The sequence below is a fragment of the Saprospiraceae bacterium genome, assembly GCA_016709995.1.
In the GTDB taxonomy this organism is placed as follows: Bacteria; Bacteroidota; Bacteroidia; order Chitinophagales; family Saprospiraceae; genus JADJLQ01.
The window spans coordinates 909,118-928,806 of sequence record JADJLQ010000002.1 but is presented as its reverse complement, the minus strand read 5'-3'; the positions used below and the strand labels follow the sequence as shown (position 1 = coordinate 928,806).

The window sequence follows — 19,689 nt, the reverse complement described above, 5'->3', positions numbered from 1 at the left end:
TGACCAACTATTCGCTCTTTATCAATATGCTGACTCGATGAAGTCCCAAATCAGTAGACAAGAAAGAGATGAAGGATTAACAAGGAGCTAACCATTAGAGTATTTGGATATGAAAACATTATAGGTTCATGGAATGGAAACCCTATCCTTCTTACCAGACTTATACGCTACACCTTAATCATCTTTTGTTGATAATACCTGCTAAATATCAAAAATAAAACGCCACAAAGCAACCAGGCCGGGAGGGTTAAAAAGGATAAAAACACATCAAATTGAACAGAGATAAAATAAAACAATCCAAAGCTGATGGCCCAGGCAAATGCTACCGCCTTATTAAATTTAATATTGGCAACCTCTGCATAATTTTTAATAATGCCTGCCTGGTTAGAAAAGAAATGTTCAAATACGATAACAGCTCCAAAGGGAGCAAGAATAAACCCATACAGTGCCACGAACCCTAAAAGCTTCATAGCAAATGCAGGAAAAATTCCCGCGAGCGTAGCTACGGACCCTGCAATTATAGTAACCCAAAAAGTCGAAACTTTAGGTATGATGGCTTGAAAAGCAAGTCCTGCTCTATAGATGGTAGGATTAGCTGTGGTCCATCCGGCCAGTACGACAGCTATAATTCCAAATATACCGAGGGCATTATACGCCAGTGGCCCGGGAGCGACCGGAGGTGCTTCTCCATTATTTAAAAAACCTATTGCTTCAGGAGATTTTAAATAAACAGAGTATAATAAAGCTGCTGCTATCCAAGCCATATAATGACCTACATACATGCCGGCCGCTGTCGTCCATCCTGCACTAGCTTTCTTAGCAAAACGAAAAACGGACAGATCAGACATCCCGATATGCATAGCCGCATTGGCAAACCAGGACCAAAGCACAACATGCCAGAACGTATATTTTATTTGCCCTGGAAATGGATCTGAACCCTCACCCCAGATCTGCCAAAATTGGGAAAAACTTGAAACCCCTAATTGATTTAATGCCACATAACCGCAAGCTAAGAACGCGATTACAATTACAGGAGACATCCAATTAGCAGCTCTCGAGACCATATCGTAACCTCTCGCTGCAATAATGGATATGGCTACTCCGAGTAAAACCACAATGACCACCCAGGTAATACCATTGGGCATCGTGTCTGATAATTTCGGCATAGGCATATCAAACGGAATGCCAATAGCTGTGGCAGACACGGTGATCATGGAACCTGCTAAAAAACAGAATAAAATACCATTGGCCAGGTTATAGCCAATCACCAATTTTTTACCACATATTTTCTCCATTTGATAGTACAGCGTCAATCTATTTTCAACCGCTATCTTAGCCGTGAGATATCGCCAGCTCAATACTGCTAACAGGTTTCCTACGAGTAATCCTACAATTAAATCGAAAGCACTAACGCCTGCAGTTAAAAATAAGGGCCCAATCATAAACTCTGTACCTGCTGCATGCTCACCTGCATACATGCCTAAAAAACTTTTCCAGCTTTTTAATTTTGACTGGGGTACCGGCGTTCTTTCAAATTCGCCGCCAGCTATCTCCTCAATTTCTTCTTCAATGTTAAATTGGCTCATATATTTCTAATTAGTGATTATTTTGTCAAGTGTAAAGTCTAAGATGCATGAATAACCCGTTTCTAATTTCATGCGGTCGGAACCCATAATTTGGAACATCACACAAAATAACCAAAACATATTAATAGAGGTAGTATCCATGGAGGCTATCTGCGCATTTGGTTATCAATTCGTCGAAGCCATATTATAATCTCACCATTATTGCCAATTTTATGGACTTCATTCTATCATAAGGGTGTTTACTTTGTAACTGTTTTTTCAACTCCCCGGGTAAAGCCGTTATTTTTAGGTTGAAAGCCACCGTGTGGGTTCATGCGCCACGGGTCTTCTGTTAGTGATCGAACAATATGCTGGAAGGAAAATGATGAGTAGGTCACTATAGCGGTCATAGCGCGGTCGAAAAAATAGCAAAGTGTCTGCATCTGCATGACCAAAATGAGCCCGATTTATTTAAGGTTAAATATTTCATCTATTTTTCTGCTATGAAAAACTATTTGTGTCTTTGGATGAGTCTTTTTTTAATTAATGGATATGCACAATCTGAACTTAAGCTTTGGTATACCCAACCATCCGGGGCAACATGGGAAAATGCGCTCCCGATCGGTAACGGCCGCCTTGGAGCTATGATATATGGGAATGTAGCGGAGGAAATCATGCAACTCAATGAACACACTGTATGGAGCGGCAGTCCCAATCGTAATGACAATCCGGCAGCACTGGCAGCACTGCCTGAGATCAGGAGATTAATATTCGAAGGCAAACACAAAGAAGCGGAAATGTTAGCCGGTCAGACGATCATATCCAAAAAATCGCATGGACAAAAATTTGAACCGTTCGGCAATCTTCACTTAAAGTTTGATGGCCACGAAGACTTTAGTAATTATAGGAGGGAACTTGATCTGAAGCAAGCTATCTCCAAAATTTCGTACAAAGTAGGTGAGGTCACCTATACTAGGGACGCTTTTGCATCCCTGGCTGACAATGTAATTGTAATCCACTTATCAGCCAATGCCTTAGGCAAACTTACTTTTAGTGCCTTCTACACTTCGCCCCAATTGATTAAAAACATCCTGGTCACCCCGGCGCATGACCTGATTCTATCCGGTACGACGAGTGATCATGAAGGCGTCAAAGGCATGGTTAGATTTAAAGGAATGACACGAATCAAATTGGACGGAGGATCCATCACCTCTACGGATACATCTCTAATTGTTCAAAATGCTACTGCTGCAACCTTATATATTTCAATAGCTACCAATTTTAATAATTACCACGATCTCCAGGGTGATGAAACCAGCCGGGCTTCGGAGTACCTAAACAAAGCCTTTCGACCATCGTATTCACGACTTAAAAGTGCACATATAGCTGCCTATCAACATTACTTTGATCGGGTGCAATTAGATCTTGGAACTACGCAGGCAGCGAATTTGCCCACGGACGAAAGATTAAGAAATTTCAACCAAACCAACGATCCTGCATTGGTATCGTTGTATTACCAATATGGACGATACTTGCTGATATCTTCTTCAAAGCCGGGAGGCCAGCCTGCCAATTTGCAGGGACTTTGGAATCATCGGATCAATCCTCCCTGGGACAGTAAATACACGATCAATATCAATGCCGAGATGAACTATTGGCCTGCCGAAAAAACCAATCTTTCAGAGCTCCATCAGCCTTTCTTAGATATGGTAAAAGACTTGTCTATCACCGGCCAACAAACGGCCAGGGATATGTATGGAGCAAGGGGTTGGATGGCACATCACAATACGGATATTTGGCGGGTCACCGGCGCCATTGACGGGGCATTTTGGGGCATGTGGACCGCCGGAGGGGGCTGGGTAAGTCAGCATTTATGGGAGCATTATCTGTATACAGGCGACAAAACTTTTTTAGCCTCTGTATATCCTGCACTAAAAGGCGCTGCATTATTTTATCTGGACTTTTTAGTAGAACATCCCACTTACCGTTGGATGGTAGTGAGTCCGGGCAATTCTCCGGAAAATGCACCTGCAGCTCATGGTGGTTCATCGCTGGATGCAGGTGTCACCATGGACAATCAAATCGTATTCGATGTATTCAGCACGGCTATTCAAGCTGCTGCAATATTGCATAAAGATCCGTTATTGATGGATTCACTCAAAGCAAAGCGGGCTGCATTAGCACCGATGCATATAGGTCGTTATAATCAATTGCAGGAATGGCTGGATGATATAGATGACCCCAATGATCATCACCGGCACATTTCCCATTTGTATGGCCTTTATCCTTCCAATCAAATTTCAGCGTATCGAACACCTGATCTATTTGCTGCTGCTAAAAACACCCTTATCCAGCGTGGCGATGTATCGACAGGATGGAGTATGGGTTGGAAAGTAAATTGGTGGGCTAGGTTACAAGATGGCAACCATGCCTATAAACTAATACAGAATCAATTGACTCCTGTGGGCAATGATCGTGGCAGCGGTGGTACTTATAACAACCTTTTTGATGCCCATCCACCCTTCCAGATTGATGGCAATTTTGGATGTACCTCCGGAATTACAGAAATGTTAATGCAAAGTGCGGATGGAGCTGTCCACCTTTTGCCGGCACTTCCAGATGTTTGGCCCTCAGGCAGCATCCGTGGATTGAAAACCTGGGGAGGCTTTGAAATAGTGGATATGCAATGGCAGGATGGAAAATTGGCAAAATTGGTTGTAAGGTCTGGTCTCGGAGGCAATCTAAGATTGAGATTACCCAACGAAATGAGGTGGAGCAACGGTACCGGTTTGAAACCAGCCACAGCAGATAATAGCAATCCTTATTTTCAAACGGAAGACATTCCCACCCCCATCATATCGCCGCAATCATCTATCCGGCAGCTTGATTTGAAACCAACCTATTTATATGATATTCCTACAAAGAAGAAACAAGTACTTATATTATTATCTTTATCATGAACAAGATGACTTTTTTTAAATATTGTATTTTACTGAAAATGGTACTTGGATTGACCACGCCAACGCCGTTGTCAGCGCAGAAGAAAAAATCAACTCCTACCCACCCAATTTCTAAAAAAATCAGCCCTCATTTATTCGGACTCTTTTTTGAAGATATCAATTACGCCGCTGATGGCGGACTGTATGCCGAAATGATACAAAACCGATCCTTTGAATACAGTCCTACAGATCGTAAAGACTGGCATTCCCTCACTGCCTGGGAATATCTCACCCCGGGTTTTTCTTATGGGTCCTTATCGGTGGAAACTCAGCAACCCATTCATCCAAATAATCCACACTACCTGGTATTGACCGCAGAACATATCGGGTTTGAAGGCCTTGGAATTAAAAATGCGGGATATGCCAATATGGTCGTTACGGCCGGCGAACAATATAATTTCAGCATGTTTACGCGCCAGCTTTCTACAAATCCAGTTACTTTAAAAATAAAACTTCAAGACAAAAAAGGTGCCATCCTGGACTGGCGGGAGGTGACGGTTGACTCCAAAGACTGGCAAAAGCAAAACCTTATGCTCTCTCCATCTAAAAACTGTGACAGCACCTCCCTGGTGATCGTGGCCGTATCCGAAGGTAAGCTGGCATTGGATGTAATTTCTCTTTTCCCTGAACAAACCTTTAACAAACGCCCCAATGGTATGCGGGCAGATCTGGCTCAGGCACTTGCTGACATGAAGCCCGGATTTATGCGGTTTCCCGGAGGCTGCTTAGTTCACGGAGATGGAGTGGGCAATATGTATCGATGGAAAAACACAATCGGGCCGATTGAAACGAGGCTCGAACAAAAAAATATCTGGGGATACCATCAAACCGGTGGCCTTGGATTTTATGAATATTTTCAATTATGTGAGGATCTTGGCGCCAAACCTGTCCCTGTACTTCCGGCAGGGGTGAGTTGTCAAAATTCGGGTGGCACCTGGCGCATAGGGGGCACCGGCCAAATGGCACTCCCACAGGAAGAGATGGATGACTATGTGCAAGAGGTGTTAGACCTGGTCGAATGGGCTAATGGATCCGTTGAAACGACCTGGGGTACCTATCGGGCCGCCGCCGGACATCCTGCACCATTTAATCTGGAGTATGTAGGCATTGGAAATGAAGAAAAAATTACCCCTGAATTTGAAGAGAGGTTCCAAAAGATCTATAGTGCTTTAAAAGTCAAACATCCGGAGATCACAGTCATTGGTACGGCGGGGCCCGGCGAAGATGGAGATGATTTCGATAAAGGCTGGAAGCTTGCATCCAGCATTAATCTTCCGGTAATAGACGAACATTATTACAAACAACCGGATTGGTTTAAAGCAAATCTCAACCGATATGATACTTATGACAGAAATAAATCGATAGTTTATTTAGGGGAGTATGCTTCCTGGGGTAATAAATTAATCAATGCGATCACCGAAGCTGCTTATATGATTGGGTTGGAGCGCAACGGAGATATCGTCAGGATGGCATCTTATGCTCCTATGTTTGCCAAAAAGGATTATACTCAATGGAGGACGGACATGATATTTTTTGATAATAGCCGTATCTGCCTGACTCCCAATTATTATGTACAACAAATTTTTTCTGTCAACCGGGGTGACGCTTATATAGAAAACATCATTTCAAAAAATAAATCGGATACGGCACTTTCCGCTTCTGCGGTGCAGGATTCACGAAGTGGTGATCTCATATTAAAATTGGTCAACACCGGAGATATTGAAGGACATTTCCAAATCAACCTGGCCGCTTTTCAATATCTTAATCCTACCGCTAGTCTTACTGTGCTTGCTGGAGGTGGAATGGAAGAAAATACGCTGGAAAGCCCGAATAATATAGTCCCAAAAACTACTGATCTTTTGATAGGTAGTGTTATTGAGTATACTACTCCACCCATGTCGCTTAACTGCATACGCATCCAAAGTCAGCGCAGATGAATATGAAGACTATTTTTTTGACCTACTTGATCGTAATCACGCTTCCATCTGCAGTTTTTGCTCAAAATAAATCTGCCCAAAACCCTCTGATCTTTGCTGATGTACCGGACATGTCCATGATTCGGGTGGGCAAAAACTATTATATGAGTAGCACGACCATGCATATGAGCCCTGGCCTGCCTATCATGAAATCTACTGATCTGGTCAATTGGAAACTGATCAATTATGCCTATGACACCCTGGCCAATATCGATGAGCTCAATCTTACGAATGGCAAGAGTGCCTACGGCAGAGGATCATGGGCCAGTAGTTTGCAATATCATGCGGGTGTTTACTACGTAACCACATTTGCTCAGACCACCGGTAAGACTTATATCTTCAGAACAAAAGATATCGATCAAGGTCACTGGCAGATGTCTTCATTTAAGCCTGCCTACCATGACCACACCTTGTTTTTTGATGACGATGGTAAGGCGTACCTGATCTATGGTGTAGGTAAGCTGAGGCTGGTGGCTCTCAATGATGAACTGAATGGTGTCCGAGCGGGAAGCAAAGAACAAGTTATTCTGGAAAATGCCAGTGCTCCGGCTGGAGAAAATATTGGATTAAAGGCAGAAGGTTCGCAATTATTTAAAGTCAACGGCCGGTATTATCTTTTTAATATCGTATGGCCAAAAGACGGGATGCGTACCGTATTGATTCATCGGGCTGATCAAATCGCCGGCCCATGGGAAGGTAGAATTGCCTTGCAAGATCGGGGCATCGCACAGGGCGGAATGGTCAATACCCCAGATGGAAAATGGTTTGCTTACCTGTTCCGGGATTATGGTGCAGTAGGTCGTATACCCTATTTGGTTCCTGTCACCTGGGAAGATGGCTGGCCTGTATTAGGGATCAATGATAAAGTGCCCGAATCACTGAATTTACCAGTAAATAAAGGCTTGATTCCAAACCTGGTGACCTCGGATGATTTTAAGCGCAAAAAAAACAGTCCTGCACTTCCGTTGGTTTGGCAATGGAATCACAATCCTGACAACAGTTTGTGGTCCGTCAACGAACGCAAAGGTTTTCTTCGTCTCAAGACCGGGCGAATCGATACCTCTTTTGTCCAGGCCAGAAACACACTTACTCAACGAACTATTGGTCCGCAATGCTCCGGATCAATATCGATTGATGTGAGTAATCTGCAGGAGGGGATTTTGCAGGTTTGAGTCTGTTGCAGAAAATTTACGGATTAGTCGGGGTGAAGATAGAGCAGGGTCTAAAATCAATCGTCATGGTCAGCGCAGCCGGTGGCAGCCTCGTAGAAGTACAACATATCCCAATATCCCAATCAACTGTTTACTTCAAAATCAATTGTGATTTTAGAGACAAGACTGACCTGGCAAGATTTTTCTATAGCCTGGATGGTAAATCATGGTTGCCTATTGGTGGAGAATTGAAGATGTCCTATACACTTCCTCATTTTATGGGTTACCGTTTTGGACTTTTTAATTATGCCACAAAAAACATTGGTGGCTATGCCGATTTTGATTGGTTCCGGATAGAAAACAAAAACAATCTGACGAAGGAATCGGTGGCTAAATAAATGAAGTGCTTTTTTTTAATTTTTACAATATTACTAATGCGGGGTCTTTTCCGGTAAAGCAGATTCTGGCATCATCGGTGGAGATTTAAATGAAGATTAAAATTTCGACAAGCAGGGTCAATATTTGCCGGTAAAAAACGAAGTGGATACCAAGGGAACGGGTTTAGTTATACCTTCCTGCCTCATTCTTTTACACAAATAAAAGTAAAGATCATCTCGCAATGATTTGCTGCACTGGTCAGATAAAAGATGATTCTTGTGATTAAATTTGTTTTTTTGTACGAAATGAAAAAAATGAAACATTCTGCATACTTCTTATTCACTCTTATTTTTTTCTCGGGGGCACTAATGGGCCAGTCTGGGGCAGTCTCTGCCCATAGATCGTCATATCCTGATGAGCCAGCAGTTTGTGGTCCTGTCCCCAGTCTCATTCAATGGCGCTGGCAACAAATGGAATATTATGCATTTATACATTATTCCATCAATACTTATACCGATGTTGCCTGGGGTTTTGGCAATGAAGACCCCAAACTATTTAATCCAGCGCACTTAGATTGCAGACAATGGGCACGAATCTGCAAGATGGCAGGAATGAAAGGGATTATCTTCACTGCCAAACACCACAGTGGTTTTTGCCTTTGGCCTTCAAAATTTACAGACTATTCAGTTAAAAACATACCTTGGCGCAATGGCCAGGCAGATATAGTCAGAGAATTGGCAGATGCCTGCAAAGAATACGGACTGAAGTTTGGAATATACCTTTCTCCCTGGGATAGAAACCATGCCGAATATGGAAAACCGGAATACATTCAATATTTCCGCAATCAGCTCCGTGAGCTTTTGACTAACTACGGAGAGATTTTTGAAATATGGTTTGATGGCGCTAATGGCGGGTCTGGTTATTATGGGGGAGCAAACGAGACAAGAAAAATTGATCCAAAAACCTACTATGACTGGCAAAATACCTATAAACTGGTGCGAGCATTACAACCCAATATTGTAATCTGGAACGATGGGGGAGACCGTGCAGACTTGCGATGGGTAGGAACTGAAGCAGGGTATGTTGGTGAGACCAACTGGAGTACACTTTACGGTACGGGAGATGTGCCTGAGCAAATGTTGCGACATGGAGTAGAAAATGGTACGGACTGGGTGCCAGGTGAAGTAAATACCTCCATTCGTCCTGAATGGTTTTATCACCCAAAAGAAGATAAAAAAATCAAGACATTGCCTCAGCTCATGGACATTTATTATAATTCTATCGGCAGAAACGGCACCCTATTGCTCAACTTTCCGGTCATGCCCAATGGATTAATAAATGAAAAAGATGAACAAGCTGCCTTGGAATTTTCCAATGCAAGGAAGCAGGCATTCCAGACCAATCTCGCTAAAAATAGTAAAGCGGTTGCTACTCAAGTGCGGAACCAAAATAGTGATTATAATGAAAGCAAAGCTTTTGATGACAACCCGGATACTTACTGGACGACCAATAATGAAATCAAAGAAGCTTCTATGGACATATATTTTGATCGACCTACCTCGTTCAATCGCTTTCTGATTCAGGAATTTATTCGCTTGGGTCAAAGGGTCAAATCATTTGAGTTGGAAGCATGGACAGATGGTCAGTGGCATAAAATTGCCGAGGCGACTACTATAGGTTACAAACGTATCCTGAGGTTTCCAACGGTCGTGACCAGTCAGCTTAGATTACATATAAAAGACTCCAAATGTTGCCCTTTGATTTCCAATATTGAAATATATAATGCCCCGCAAATTCTCTCTCCACCAGAAATCATTCGTGATCAAGGAGGGTATCTTCATATGACCCCGAGTGACCCGGAATCCGAAATTTATTACACCCTGGATGGTGAAGTTCCCTCAAATCAATCAAATAAATATGTTGACTCGATCGCTACGCCGGACGGAAAGGTGGAGGTTAGAGCCATCTCGTACAATCTCTGGATCAATAAAAGCAGTCTCCCCGCTGAAGAAAGGTTTGACATATCCAGGAAAAACTGGAAGATCATAGGTATTGAAGAAAAAAACGTTTATAATATTTTGGATGGAAATGTTCTTACCAACTGGCATCAAAGCAGAAACAATAAATTGCCTGCCGATTTAATTATTGATTTGGGTAAATCTGAAACTCTGACCGGATTCAAGTACCTCCCAGATCAAAACTGGTGGGCAGAAGCCAGTATAATTTCTCAATATCAAATTTTTGTTTCAGATAATTTAATTGATTGGAAAATGGTACACGAGGGAGAGTTTGCAAATATCAAAAACAATCCCACCTGGCAAACGATTGCAATGGAGACTATAAAAACCCGCTATATCAAATTCAGAGCAATAAAAACTTTGCAGGAAGGCGCTGCAGCAGGGTATGCTGAAATTGATGTTGTCACTAATTAATATGGTATCATGACACTTACCCCACTCCATAGATATCCTGATATTATCTCTTTAATTTCATTAATTTAGGAAAATTTTATTATTCTCAAATTCCTTCTTCGGTATGACAAAACAAATATTGATATTAATTTTCGTTTTCCTGGGGTTCAATCAATTAATAATGGCTCAGCCACCCAGAGGGCCTTTCATTGTATCTCCGCAAATCAATAAAGACAATATGGTCACCTTTCGTTACCTGGCTCCGGGTGCAAAAGAAGTAACGCTGAGTGCCCAGTTTGAAAAAGCCCCTGTACCGATGGTCAAAGACTCACTAGGCATCTGGAGCGTAACTGTAGGGCCGATCTCACCGGATATCTATCCATACAGTTTTCGTGTCGATGGCGTGACCGTCATGGATCCGGCCAATGTAGCCTTTTTTCCTAATGAAAGATTTAAAGCAAGTCTCGTGGACATTCCAGGTGATACACCTTTGATCCACGCCTTGCAGGATGTACCTCATGGCACGATTACCTATGATTATTATGTATCGTTAGAAGGATCTACCGGATCCCTGGTGGTCTATACACCGCCCGGTTACGGGATAAATCCAACCATAAAATATCCTGTCTATTATCTGATCAGTGGTACTACTGATACCGAAGAGACTTTTTTTAAAGTAGGCAAAACTAATCTGATCATGGACAATTTGATTGCCGAAGGCAAGGCAAAACCAATGATCATCGTCATGCCTTATGGCAACACGATGGCGAGGATAGCAGAGCAATCCGGAGGATCAAAATTAGCGGATCCGGTCAACCGAGAAAGTGATGAAGCTATAACCCGCGCAAAAGCGTTTGAAACAGATTTGATCAGCCGGGTAATTCCTTATACTGACAGTAATTATCAAACCATCAGCAACCGTCAGAGCAGGGCTGTCGGTGGATTTTCCAGGGGAGGAGGACAGACCCTGCGCGCCGGATTTGGCAACCTGGATAAGTTTGCCTGGATATGCAGTTATAGTTCTTATCTATCCAGTGAAGAAATGGAAAAATCGTACAGCCAAATCGTTCACAATCCGGATAAGACCAACAAACAACTTAAACTACTGTGGTTGAGCGTGGGCACTGAAGACTTTTTGTACAAAGGAGCCACCGACTTTATGGATTACCTCACTGCGAACAAAGTCCAGTATAAAAAATATATCAGCGACGGGGGTCACACCTGGATGAATGTCAAAAAGTATCTCACCGAAACCCTTCCCCTACTTTTTAAACAATAGAACCATGAAGATCCACCGCTTTTTATATACTTGTATAGTAATTCTATTTATTGCTGGAGGTATCCAGGCTCAGCGACCACCTGCTATCAGCTCGCCCGATGTACATCCGGACAACAGTATCACCTTCCGCTATTTTTCAAAAAACGCACAAAAAGTTACCCTTTCAGGTGAGTTTTTGCGTGCCCCATTACCGCTCGTCAAAGACACCTCCGGTATATGGAGTGTAACCGTGCCTCCTGTAATACCAGACATTTATCCTTATGCATTTTGGGTGGATAGTGTACTCGTGGCTGATCCAAACAATACCTATGTTTTCGCCAATGAAAGATTTAAACGCAGCATCGTTGAGGTGAAAGGTGACCTACCACTCATCCACTCCCTGCAGCAGGTACCGCATGGCAAAATCCAGTATACATATTATCCATCAACGACCTTGGGTCTCACCCGCCAATTGCTGATATATACGCCACCCAATTTTGATGCTTCCGGTAAAACCAAATATCCGGTTCTATATCTGATACACGGGGGATCAGATACCGAAGAGACCTGGACCAAAGTCGGCAAAGCCCATCTGATATCAGATAATTTAATCGCACAGGGCAAAGCCGTACCTATGATCATCGTGATGCCTTATGGTAATGTGCGTCCGGCACCTATGGCGGATTTCACCAAAGATGTGATCAATGATATTATTCCCTTTGTAGAATTAAACTATCCGGTGCAAGCTGATAGCCATCACCGCGCAGTGGCAGGATTTTCAGTTGGAGGTGGTCAGACATTGAATATCGGATTGACCAATACAGATAAATTCTCCTATATCTGTTCCTATGCGCCTTACACAGCTACTGATGAGTTTAAGAAGAATTTCACTGAATGGACTCCGGATGCGGACAAGATCAACCAACAATTAAAATTATTTACCATCAGCGTAGGCACTGAAGATTTTCTATACGAAAGCGTCAAACAAAATCTCGCAATGTTTGACCAGAAGAAGATTAAAGTAGAGCCACTGATCGTGCCTGGCGGACATACCTGGATGAATTGTAAGTTATACTTGGCTAAAACTTTACAGGTGCTCTTTAAATAATAAACATGAATGAAAAATGAATGATTTATAAACTTAAATTTTTAAAAATGAATATCAAAACTTTATTGTTTGCTTTTTTAAGCATGGTATGCTGTGATATCAGCCTGGCACAATCTACTTTACCACCTGTTATTGAAGACTTTAAACCTTCTTCTTTGAATCAGCCGGGACAGGAATATCCCCAGGTAAATTCACAAGGGTATGCCCGATTTAAAATAATAGCCCCTGCAGCAGATAGTGTACGAGTGAGTCTGGGCCTGGGTGGACGCGGGGGAACCAAACTGGAAAAAGCCGAAGACGGAACCTGGATGGGTACCACCGAAGGTCCCCTGGACGAAGGCTTTCATTATTACAATGTCAAGATTGATGGCGGGAAATTTAATGATCCTGGCGCAATGAATTTCTTTGGTTCTACCCGTTGGGAAAGTGGGATCGAAATTCCAGCCCATGACCAGGACTTTTATGCACTCAAATCTGTTCCTCATGGCAACGTGCAGCAGGTATTATTCTTATCGCCCAGCACCAATACTTCGCGACGCGCTTTTGTCTATACACCACCGGGATATGATAAAAAACTTACTATGAGATATCCGGTATTATACCTGCAGCATGGATGGGGGGAAGATGAGACTGCATGGAGCAATCAGGGCCACGCTAACCTGATCATGGACAATTTGATTGCCGAAGGCAAGATCGAACCGTTTATCATCGTCATGACTTATGGTATGACCAATGAGGTCAAATTTGGTGGATTGAGAGATTTTAAAATAGAGCCGTTTCAAACAGTGCTTGTCGACGAACTGGTTCCTTATATTGATGCCAATTTTCGCACCGTGGCGCAATCTTCACATCGCGCGATGGCTGGACTCTCCATGGGCGGAATGGAAACGCATACCATTACACTTAACCAACCAGAAGTATTTTCATATTATGGTTTGTTAAGCGGAGGCCTGTATACACCGGAGGAAATCAAAGACAAGTCAAAAGCAAAGCTAATATTTCTAAGCTGTGGCTCCCGTGAAAGACCGGAAAGGGTCTTGGATGCCGTTGCAAAACTAAAAGAGGCTGATATCAATGCCGTCTCTTATGTATCGGATAAAACCGGGCACGAATTTCAAACATGGCGTCGTAGTCTTAAAGAGTTAGCTCCGCTATTGTTTAAAAATAATTAGTTGTGATTGGTATTTTACTCAAACAATTTTTGTACCCAACTTTCTATTCGGAAATAATTAATTAAATAAAATATTGTGAAAAAAATAATTTCAATTTGTTTCCTGCTCATTGGAAGCAAGCTTGTTTTCTTTGCCCAACCAACTCTAAAAGAAGCTCCGATTGGTTTTGACCAGGTCCGCCCGGGAATAGCCAAAGGCAAAATAGATACCATCACCTATGAATCAAAAACGGTCGGGACAATGCGTAAAGCACTACTCTATACACCGCCTGGTTACGACAAAAAAAACAAGTATCCTGTCTTCTACCTGTTGCACGGCATAGGCGGTGACGAGAAAGAATGGTTGAAGGGTGCTAATCCACAAGTGATATTGGATAATCTGTATGCGGAATCAAAAATAGAACCCATGCTCGTAGTCATGCCCAATGGTCGCGCGATGAAAGATGACCGGGCAGTAGGTAATATTTTTGACAAGGATAAAGTAGAAGCTTTTGCCAGGTTTGAAAACGATCTGCTGAATGATCTCATCCCTTTTATTGAAAAGACCTATCCTACGCTTACGGACAAAGACCATCGCGCCATCGCCGGCTTGTCTATGGGAGGAGGTCAGTCTTTAAATTTCGGATTAGGCCATTTGGATAAATTCTCCTGGGTTGGTGGATTTTCATCTGCTCCCAATACCAAGCTTCCACAGGAATTGGTACCTGATCCTGAAGCAGCCAAAACTAAACTCAAATTACTTTGGATCTCTTGTGGAGACAGTGATGGACTATTGTCTTTTAGCAAACGCACCCATGATTATTTATTTCAGCACGATGTGCCTCATGTCTATTATCTCGAACCCGGCGTACACGATTTTAAAGTTTGGAAAAACGGTCTGTATATGTTTTCACAGTTTTTGTTTAAGCCTGTGGATGCAACTTCCTTTACATCCTATACCGTCTTAGGATCTCCTGCCACTTCTAATGTACGCAATGCCAAATTCCCCCAGATTCTACCGGATAACCGGGTAGTCTTCAAACTGAAAGCGCCGGATGCACAAAAAGTTCAAATTGATTTGGGCAAAAAATATGACCTGATTAAAGACACCAGCGGATATTGGAATGTAACGACTGAGGTGATCACAAGAGGGTTTCATTATTATTCATTGCTGATAGACGGGCTCGCCGTAGCGGATCCTGCCAGTGAATCATATTATGGCATGGGGCGGATGGCCAGTGGAATAGAGATCCCGGATAAAGAGGGTGATTTTTATGCACTCAAAAACGTACCTCATGGGGATCTCCGGCTTAAAAAATATTTTTCAAAAGCATCCAATACCTGGCGCGAAATGTACGTGTACACGCCTCCGGGCTATGATCAATCCAACGATAAGTATCCTGTATTATATATTTTGCATGGTGGCGGTGAGGACCAAAGGGGTTGGGCCACCCAGGGTAAGACGGATCTTATCCTTGACAATCTTATTGCCGACCTTAAAGCCAAACCAATGCTGGTTGCCATGCTGGATGGCAATATGGGTGGTCCGGGCGGTATAGCCGGATTTGGCGAAAATCAATTGAGAGCGTTTGAAAATGAATTAAAAAACGGAGCTATCCCGTTTGTGGAAAATACTTTCAGGGTAAAGACAAATGCATCTGATAGGGCACTGGCGGGTCTATCTCTGGGAGGCTTGCAAACTTTATATGCTGGCTTAAAAAATATTGACCAATTTGCATACCTCGGCGTATTCAGCTCCGGTTGGTTTGCCAATAATCCAACTTTGTCGGAACCGCAGTATGACTATATGAAACAAAATGCAAGTATGATTAACGAACGGCTCAAAACATTCTGGATCTCGATGGGAGGTAAGGAAGATATCGCACATGCAAACTGCAAAATGATGATGAGCAAATTTGACGAAATCGGCATTAAGTACGTATACAGCGAATACCCTGGAGGTCATGCCTGGCCAGTATGGCGTCATGATCTTTACATGTTCTCTCAAACTTTATTCAAGTAGTCACGTGTGTAGAAAGGTATTGCTCATAGGTAGCCTTCTGCTGGCCTACATCATCGGTGCCAGCCAGATCCGGTTGCCAAAGCTGATCAGTGATGGTATGGTTTTGCAGCGGGAGGCTGATCTCCGTATTTGGGGATGGGCACTACCCGGTGAAAAAATTACCCTCCAGTTTCAAAAGGAAGTCCGGCACACTATTACAGCTGAAAACGGCACCTGGAATATCCATTTGCCCAAGCAAAAAGCAGGAGGCCCCTACGATATAGTGATTGCCGGCACCAATACTTTGACGGTACATGATGTCCTGGTAGGTGATGTGTGGGTTTGCTCCGGGCAATCAAATATGGAGCTTTCCATGAGAAGTCTGACCTCCAAATACGGAGATGATATAGCACAATCAGAAAACAAATTTATCCGGCAGTTCGATGTACCCAAAAAGTATTTTTTTGACAAGGAACAAAAAGACCTGGTGAGCGGTTCCTGGCAAGCTGCAGACCCTCAGAGTATTCTCCGGTTTTCCGCAGTAGCTTATTATTTTGCTAGAGAACTTTATCAGCGTTATAAAATACCCATCGGGATCATTAATGCTACATTGGGTGGCTCGCGGGCTGAATCCTGGATGAGCGAAGAAGCCTTAAAACCTTTTGCTAATTTGTATGAAGACGGGTTAAAATTTAAAGATAGCCTCTATGTAGCTAAGGTCATATCTGACGACCGGAATCGGGCTGCAGACTGGTACAGCAAACTAAGGACCTCAGATGCGGGATATCAGGATCCATTGGGTTCCTGGACAAAGCCTGATTATGATGATAGCAGCTGGGAGGAAATGATGATTCCCGGGTTTTGGACTAAAGACAAACTTGGCCCCATCAATGGATCTGTATGGTATCGCAAATTTTTTGAAGTCCCTTCCAGCATGATTGGTAAGACTGTCAGATTACCATTTGGCAATATAGTAGATGCTGACTCCGTCTTTATCAATGGAGTTTTTGTAGGAGCCATGTTTACTCAATATATTCCGAGATCTTATACGATTCCAGCTGGTTTACTTAAAACAGGCAAAAATCTGATCGCCGTGCGCATTGTGAGCCCGGCGGGCAAAGGAGGTTTTGTTCCTGATAAAGAATATACTATCGTCGATGGTACTAATAAGATAGACTTGAGCGGCATGTGGAAATATCGATTGGGCAGTGAGATGCCGCCACTGCAAGGCCCTACTTTTATCCAATGGAAACCTACTGGATTGTACAAAGGTATGATTGCGCCCATCTTGCCGTATGTCATCAAGGGCGTACTTTGGTACCAGGGTGAGGCAAATGTTGGGAGGCATCTTGAACACAATACCTTATTTCCGGCCTTGATCCAATGTTGGCGGGAAAAATGGAATATAGGCGATTTTCCCTTTCTCTGGGTACAACTGCCTAACTTTAATGAGCCCCAAAAAGAACCCTCAGAGGGTGGTTGGGCTTCGTTCAGAGAATCTCAAACCAATGCCCTCTCTGTGCCGAATACCGGAATGGCCGTAACCATAGACATTGGCGAATGGAATGATATTCATCCGATCAATAAAAAAGATGTGGGTATCCGGCTGGCTTTGGTCGCACAACACTTTGTTTATGGTGATAAAAAAATCGTTTATTCAGGTCCTACCTATAAATGCATGAAAATTAAGGGAAAGCAGGTCATCCTATCGTTTGATCATATTGGCAGCGGTATGTACAGCAAAGGTGATACGAACTTAAACTACTTTTCAATCGCCGGGAAAGATAAAAAATTTCAATGGGCAAAGGCAGTAATTAAAAACAACAAAATAGTGGTCTGGAGCGATCACATAGATCACCCTGTTGCCGTGCGGTATGCATGGGCCGACGATCCGGAAGGTGCCAACCTATACAATAAGGAAGGGTTACCGGCGAGACCGTTTAGAACAGACAAGTTTTGATCATTACATTGATTTGATGGGTGATACTATATAAATACTAATCAATAGCAGCTTATATTTATCTATATATTTGTCAGCTTTCTTTATTTAAAACCTTATAGATTCATGAAAAAAATAATTCTGTTTTTGGCGCTGCTATGCGCTCAATATACTTACGGCCAACTAGTCACCGGTGAGAATATTGCCGTCACTTCCACCAACAGCGGTAAAGTGCGCGGATATATCTTCAATGGAATTTATACTTACAAAGGGATACCCTATGCCGAAGCAAATCGTTTTGAGGCTCCACATGCTCCAGCATCGTGGGATGGCGTACGTTCATCCATGACTTATGGTCCGGTAGCTCCCTTATTAGATCCCACGACCAGGGTCCAGGATGAAAGCGAATTTGTATTTGATCACGACTGGGGTTATACCAGTGAAGATTGTATGCGACTGAATATTTGGACCAAAGCTATTAATGATGGAAAAAAACGACCAGTCATGTTCTGGATCCATGGTGGTGGGTACACTGCCGGCTCGAGCCAGGAGCTACCCTCCTACGATGGTGAAAATCTGGCCCGCAAAGGAGATGTAGTCGTAGTCTCTATCAATCATCGGTTGAATGTGTTGGGATATCTCGATCTCTCTGTATTCGGAGAAAAATATAAGCATTCAGCCAATATCAGTATACTCGATATAAAAGCTGCCCTCGAGTGGGTACAGCAAAACATTGCCAACTTCGGAGGCGATCCGGGCAATGTAACCATCTTTGGACAGTCCGGTGGGGGAGCAAAAGTAAATACGCTGATGGCAATGCCTTCCGCTAAAGGTCTATTTCATAAAGCTATTAATCAAAGTGGTGCGTTTCGGGGGACAATGCTTGAAAAAGAGACCACCCAGGCCATCACCGCCGAAGTTTTAAAAGAATTGAATATCACCGCCTCTTCTATAGATGATATCCAAAAAGTGCCGTTCACCGCCTTGAGCGAAGCGAGCAAAAAGGCATTAAAGATCGTAGCAGATCAATTGAAAGCAGCCGGCAAACCGGTGACAGGTTTTGGGTTGAGCTGGGGTCCGAGCGTAGATGGAGTGGACCTGCCTTACCAGATGTTTGCACCGGAAGCTCTGGAACTATCTAAAAATGTGCCTTTGCTAATTGGAACGGTCAAAAATGAATTTATGCCTTCATTGGGAGCAGGACTCAGTAATGCACCATTGGATAAGGTCATAGAGTTCATTCAGAAACAATATGGAGATAAATCAGATGCCTTTATTAAAGCTGTCAAAAAAGCATATCCGCATGATATAAAACCTTCTGATCTGATCGATGTCGATACCCGGTTCAGACCAGGAGCTGTTTATGAGGCTAATCTAAAATCAAACCTTACTGGTGGAGCTCCTGTCTATATGTATTTATTTGACTGGCAATCACCGGTGATGGATGGAAAATATAAAGCGATCCATTGTTCAGAGCTTGCTTTTTGCTTTAATAATATTCAACGCACCAAAAATATGTGTGGTGGCGGTGCAAAAGCTCAGGTACTAGCAGACAAAGTAAGCCAGGCCTGGATTAATTTTGCAAGAAAAGGTAATCCAGCTCATGCAGCACTACCAGCCTGGCCAGCTTATAATGAAAAAAACACAGCTACCATGCATTTTGACAATAGTTGTTCATTAAAACCTCAACTGGATAAGGAACTATTTGAATTGGTGGCTCAATAGTCATCCGTGTAAAATGAGGGAGCCTGG

General features: G+C 43.0%; 10 protein-coding genes and 1 pseudogene. 10 read left to right on the top strand and 1 reads right to left on the bottom strand.

Going from position 1 to position 19,689, the window contains the following annotated elements; genetic code table 11:
- Positions 1-167 precede the first annotated feature (167 nt).
- Complete coding sequence (locus tag IPJ09_18110) at positions 168-1,586, bottom strand: hypothetical protein (protein MBK7373311.1); 1,419 nt, start codon at positions 1,584-1,586, stop codon at positions 168-170.
- A 482-nt stretch (positions 1,587-2,068) separates the two neighbouring features.
- On the opposite strand from IPJ09_18110, the gene IPJ09_18105 reads away from it, so the two are divergent.
- From IPJ09_18105 to IPJ09_18060, 10 genes and pseudogenes are all read left to right on the top strand, one after another.
- On the top strand, positions 2,069-4,525 hold the full coding sequence (locus IPJ09_18105) for a glycoside hydrolase family 95 protein (protein ID MBK7373310.1): 2,457 nt from the start codon (positions 2,069-2,071) through the stop codon (positions 4,523-4,525).
- Between the two features lie 38 nt (positions 4,526-4,563).
- Positions 4,564-6,501, top strand: coding sequence for an alpha-N-arabinofuranosidase (locus IPJ09_18100; GenBank protein MBK7373309.1), 1,938 nt, complete (start codon positions 4,564-4,566; stop codon positions 6,499-6,501).
- Positions 6,502-6,503: 2 nt separating this feature from the next.
- Positions 6,504-8,089, top strand: a pseudogene (locus IPJ09_18095) (glycoside hydrolase 43 family protein).
- 348 nt (positions 8,090-8,437) lie between these two features.
- Positions 8,438-10,501 (top strand): alpha-L-fucosidase, encoded by a 2,064-nt coding sequence (locus tag IPJ09_18090; GenBank protein MBK7373308.1) that lies wholly within the window; start codon positions 8,438-8,440, stop codon positions 10,499-10,501.
- A 103-nt stretch (positions 10,502-10,604) separates the two neighbouring features.
- Complete coding sequence (locus IPJ09_18085; GenBank protein MBK7373307.1) at positions 10,605-11,759, top strand: esterase; 1,155 nt, start codon at positions 10,605-10,607, stop codon at positions 11,757-11,759.
- Between the two features lie 4 nt (positions 11,760-11,763).
- Positions 11,764-12,846: an esterase gene (locus IPJ09_18080; GenBank protein MBK7373306.1), complete on the top strand. Its 1,083-nt coding sequence runs from the start codon at positions 11,764-11,766 to the stop codon at positions 12,844-12,846.
- Between the two features lie 47 nt (positions 12,847-12,893).
- Positions 12,894-14,018 carry an esterase gene (locus tag IPJ09_18075; GenBank protein MBK7373305.1) on the top strand — a complete coding sequence of 375 codons (1,125 nt, stop codon included), beginning with the start codon at positions 12,894-12,896 and terminating at the stop codon, positions 14,016-14,018.
- 75 nt (positions 14,019-14,093) lie between these two features.
- The gene (locus IPJ09_18070; GenBank protein ID MBK7373304.1) at positions 14,094-16,019 is read left to right on the top strand and encodes an esterase; all 1,926 of its coding nucleotides are present in this window, start codon (positions 14,094-14,096) and stop codon (positions 16,017-16,019) included.
- The gene (locus IPJ09_18065; GenBank protein MBK7373303.1) at positions 15,982-17,958 is read left to right on the top strand and encodes a beta galactosidase jelly roll domain-containing protein; all 1,977 of its coding nucleotides are present in this window, start codon (positions 15,982-15,984) and stop codon (positions 17,956-17,958) included. The genes IPJ09_18070 and IPJ09_18065 overlap by 38 nt, the downstream gene beginning before the upstream one ends.
- Before the next feature lie 105 nt (positions 17,959-18,063).
- On the top strand, positions 18,064-19,662 hold the full coding sequence (locus tag IPJ09_18060; GenBank protein MBK7373302.1) for a carboxylesterase/lipase family protein: 1,599 nt from the start codon (positions 18,064-18,066) through the stop codon (positions 19,660-19,662).
- Positions 19,663-19,689 lie beyond the last annotated feature (27 nt).

What these genes read in the sequence shown, in the direction of transcription:
- IPJ09_18110 (MBK7373311.1), bottom strand. Translation starts at nt 1,586, where the DNA reads ATGAGCCAATTTAACATTGAAGAAGAAATTGAGGAGATAGCTGGCGGC.
- IPJ09_18090 (MBK7373308.1), top strand. Translation starts at nt 8,438, where the DNA reads ATGGGCCAGTCTGGGGCAGTCTCTGCCCATAGATCGTCATATCCTGAT.
- IPJ09_18060 (MBK7373302.1), top strand. Translation starts at nt 18,064, where the DNA reads ATGAAAAAAATAATTCTGTTTTTGGCGCTGCTATGCGCTCAATATACT.
- IPJ09_18080 (MBK7373306.1), top strand. Translation starts at nt 11,764, where the DNA reads ATGAAGATCCACCGCTTTTTATATACTTGTATAGTAATTCTATTTATT.
- IPJ09_18065 (MBK7373303.1), top strand. Translation starts at nt 15,982, where the DNA reads ATGATCTTTACATGTTCTCTCAAACTTTATTCAAGTAGTCACGTGTGT.
- IPJ09_18075 (MBK7373305.1), top strand. Translation starts at nt 12,894, where the DNA reads ATGAATATCAAAACTTTATTGTTTGCTTTTTTAAGCATGGTATGCTGT.
- IPJ09_18100 (MBK7373309.1), top strand. Translation starts at nt 4,564, where the DNA reads ATGGTACTTGGATTGACCACGCCAACGCCGTTGTCAGCGCAGAAGAAA.
- IPJ09_18105 (MBK7373310.1), top strand. Translation starts at nt 2,069, where the DNA reads ATGAAAAACTATTTGTGTCTTTGGATGAGTCTTTTTTTAATTAATGGA.
- IPJ09_18085 (MBK7373307.1), top strand. Translation starts at nt 10,605, where the DNA reads ATGACAAAACAAATATTGATATTAATTTTCGTTTTCCTGGGGTTCAAT.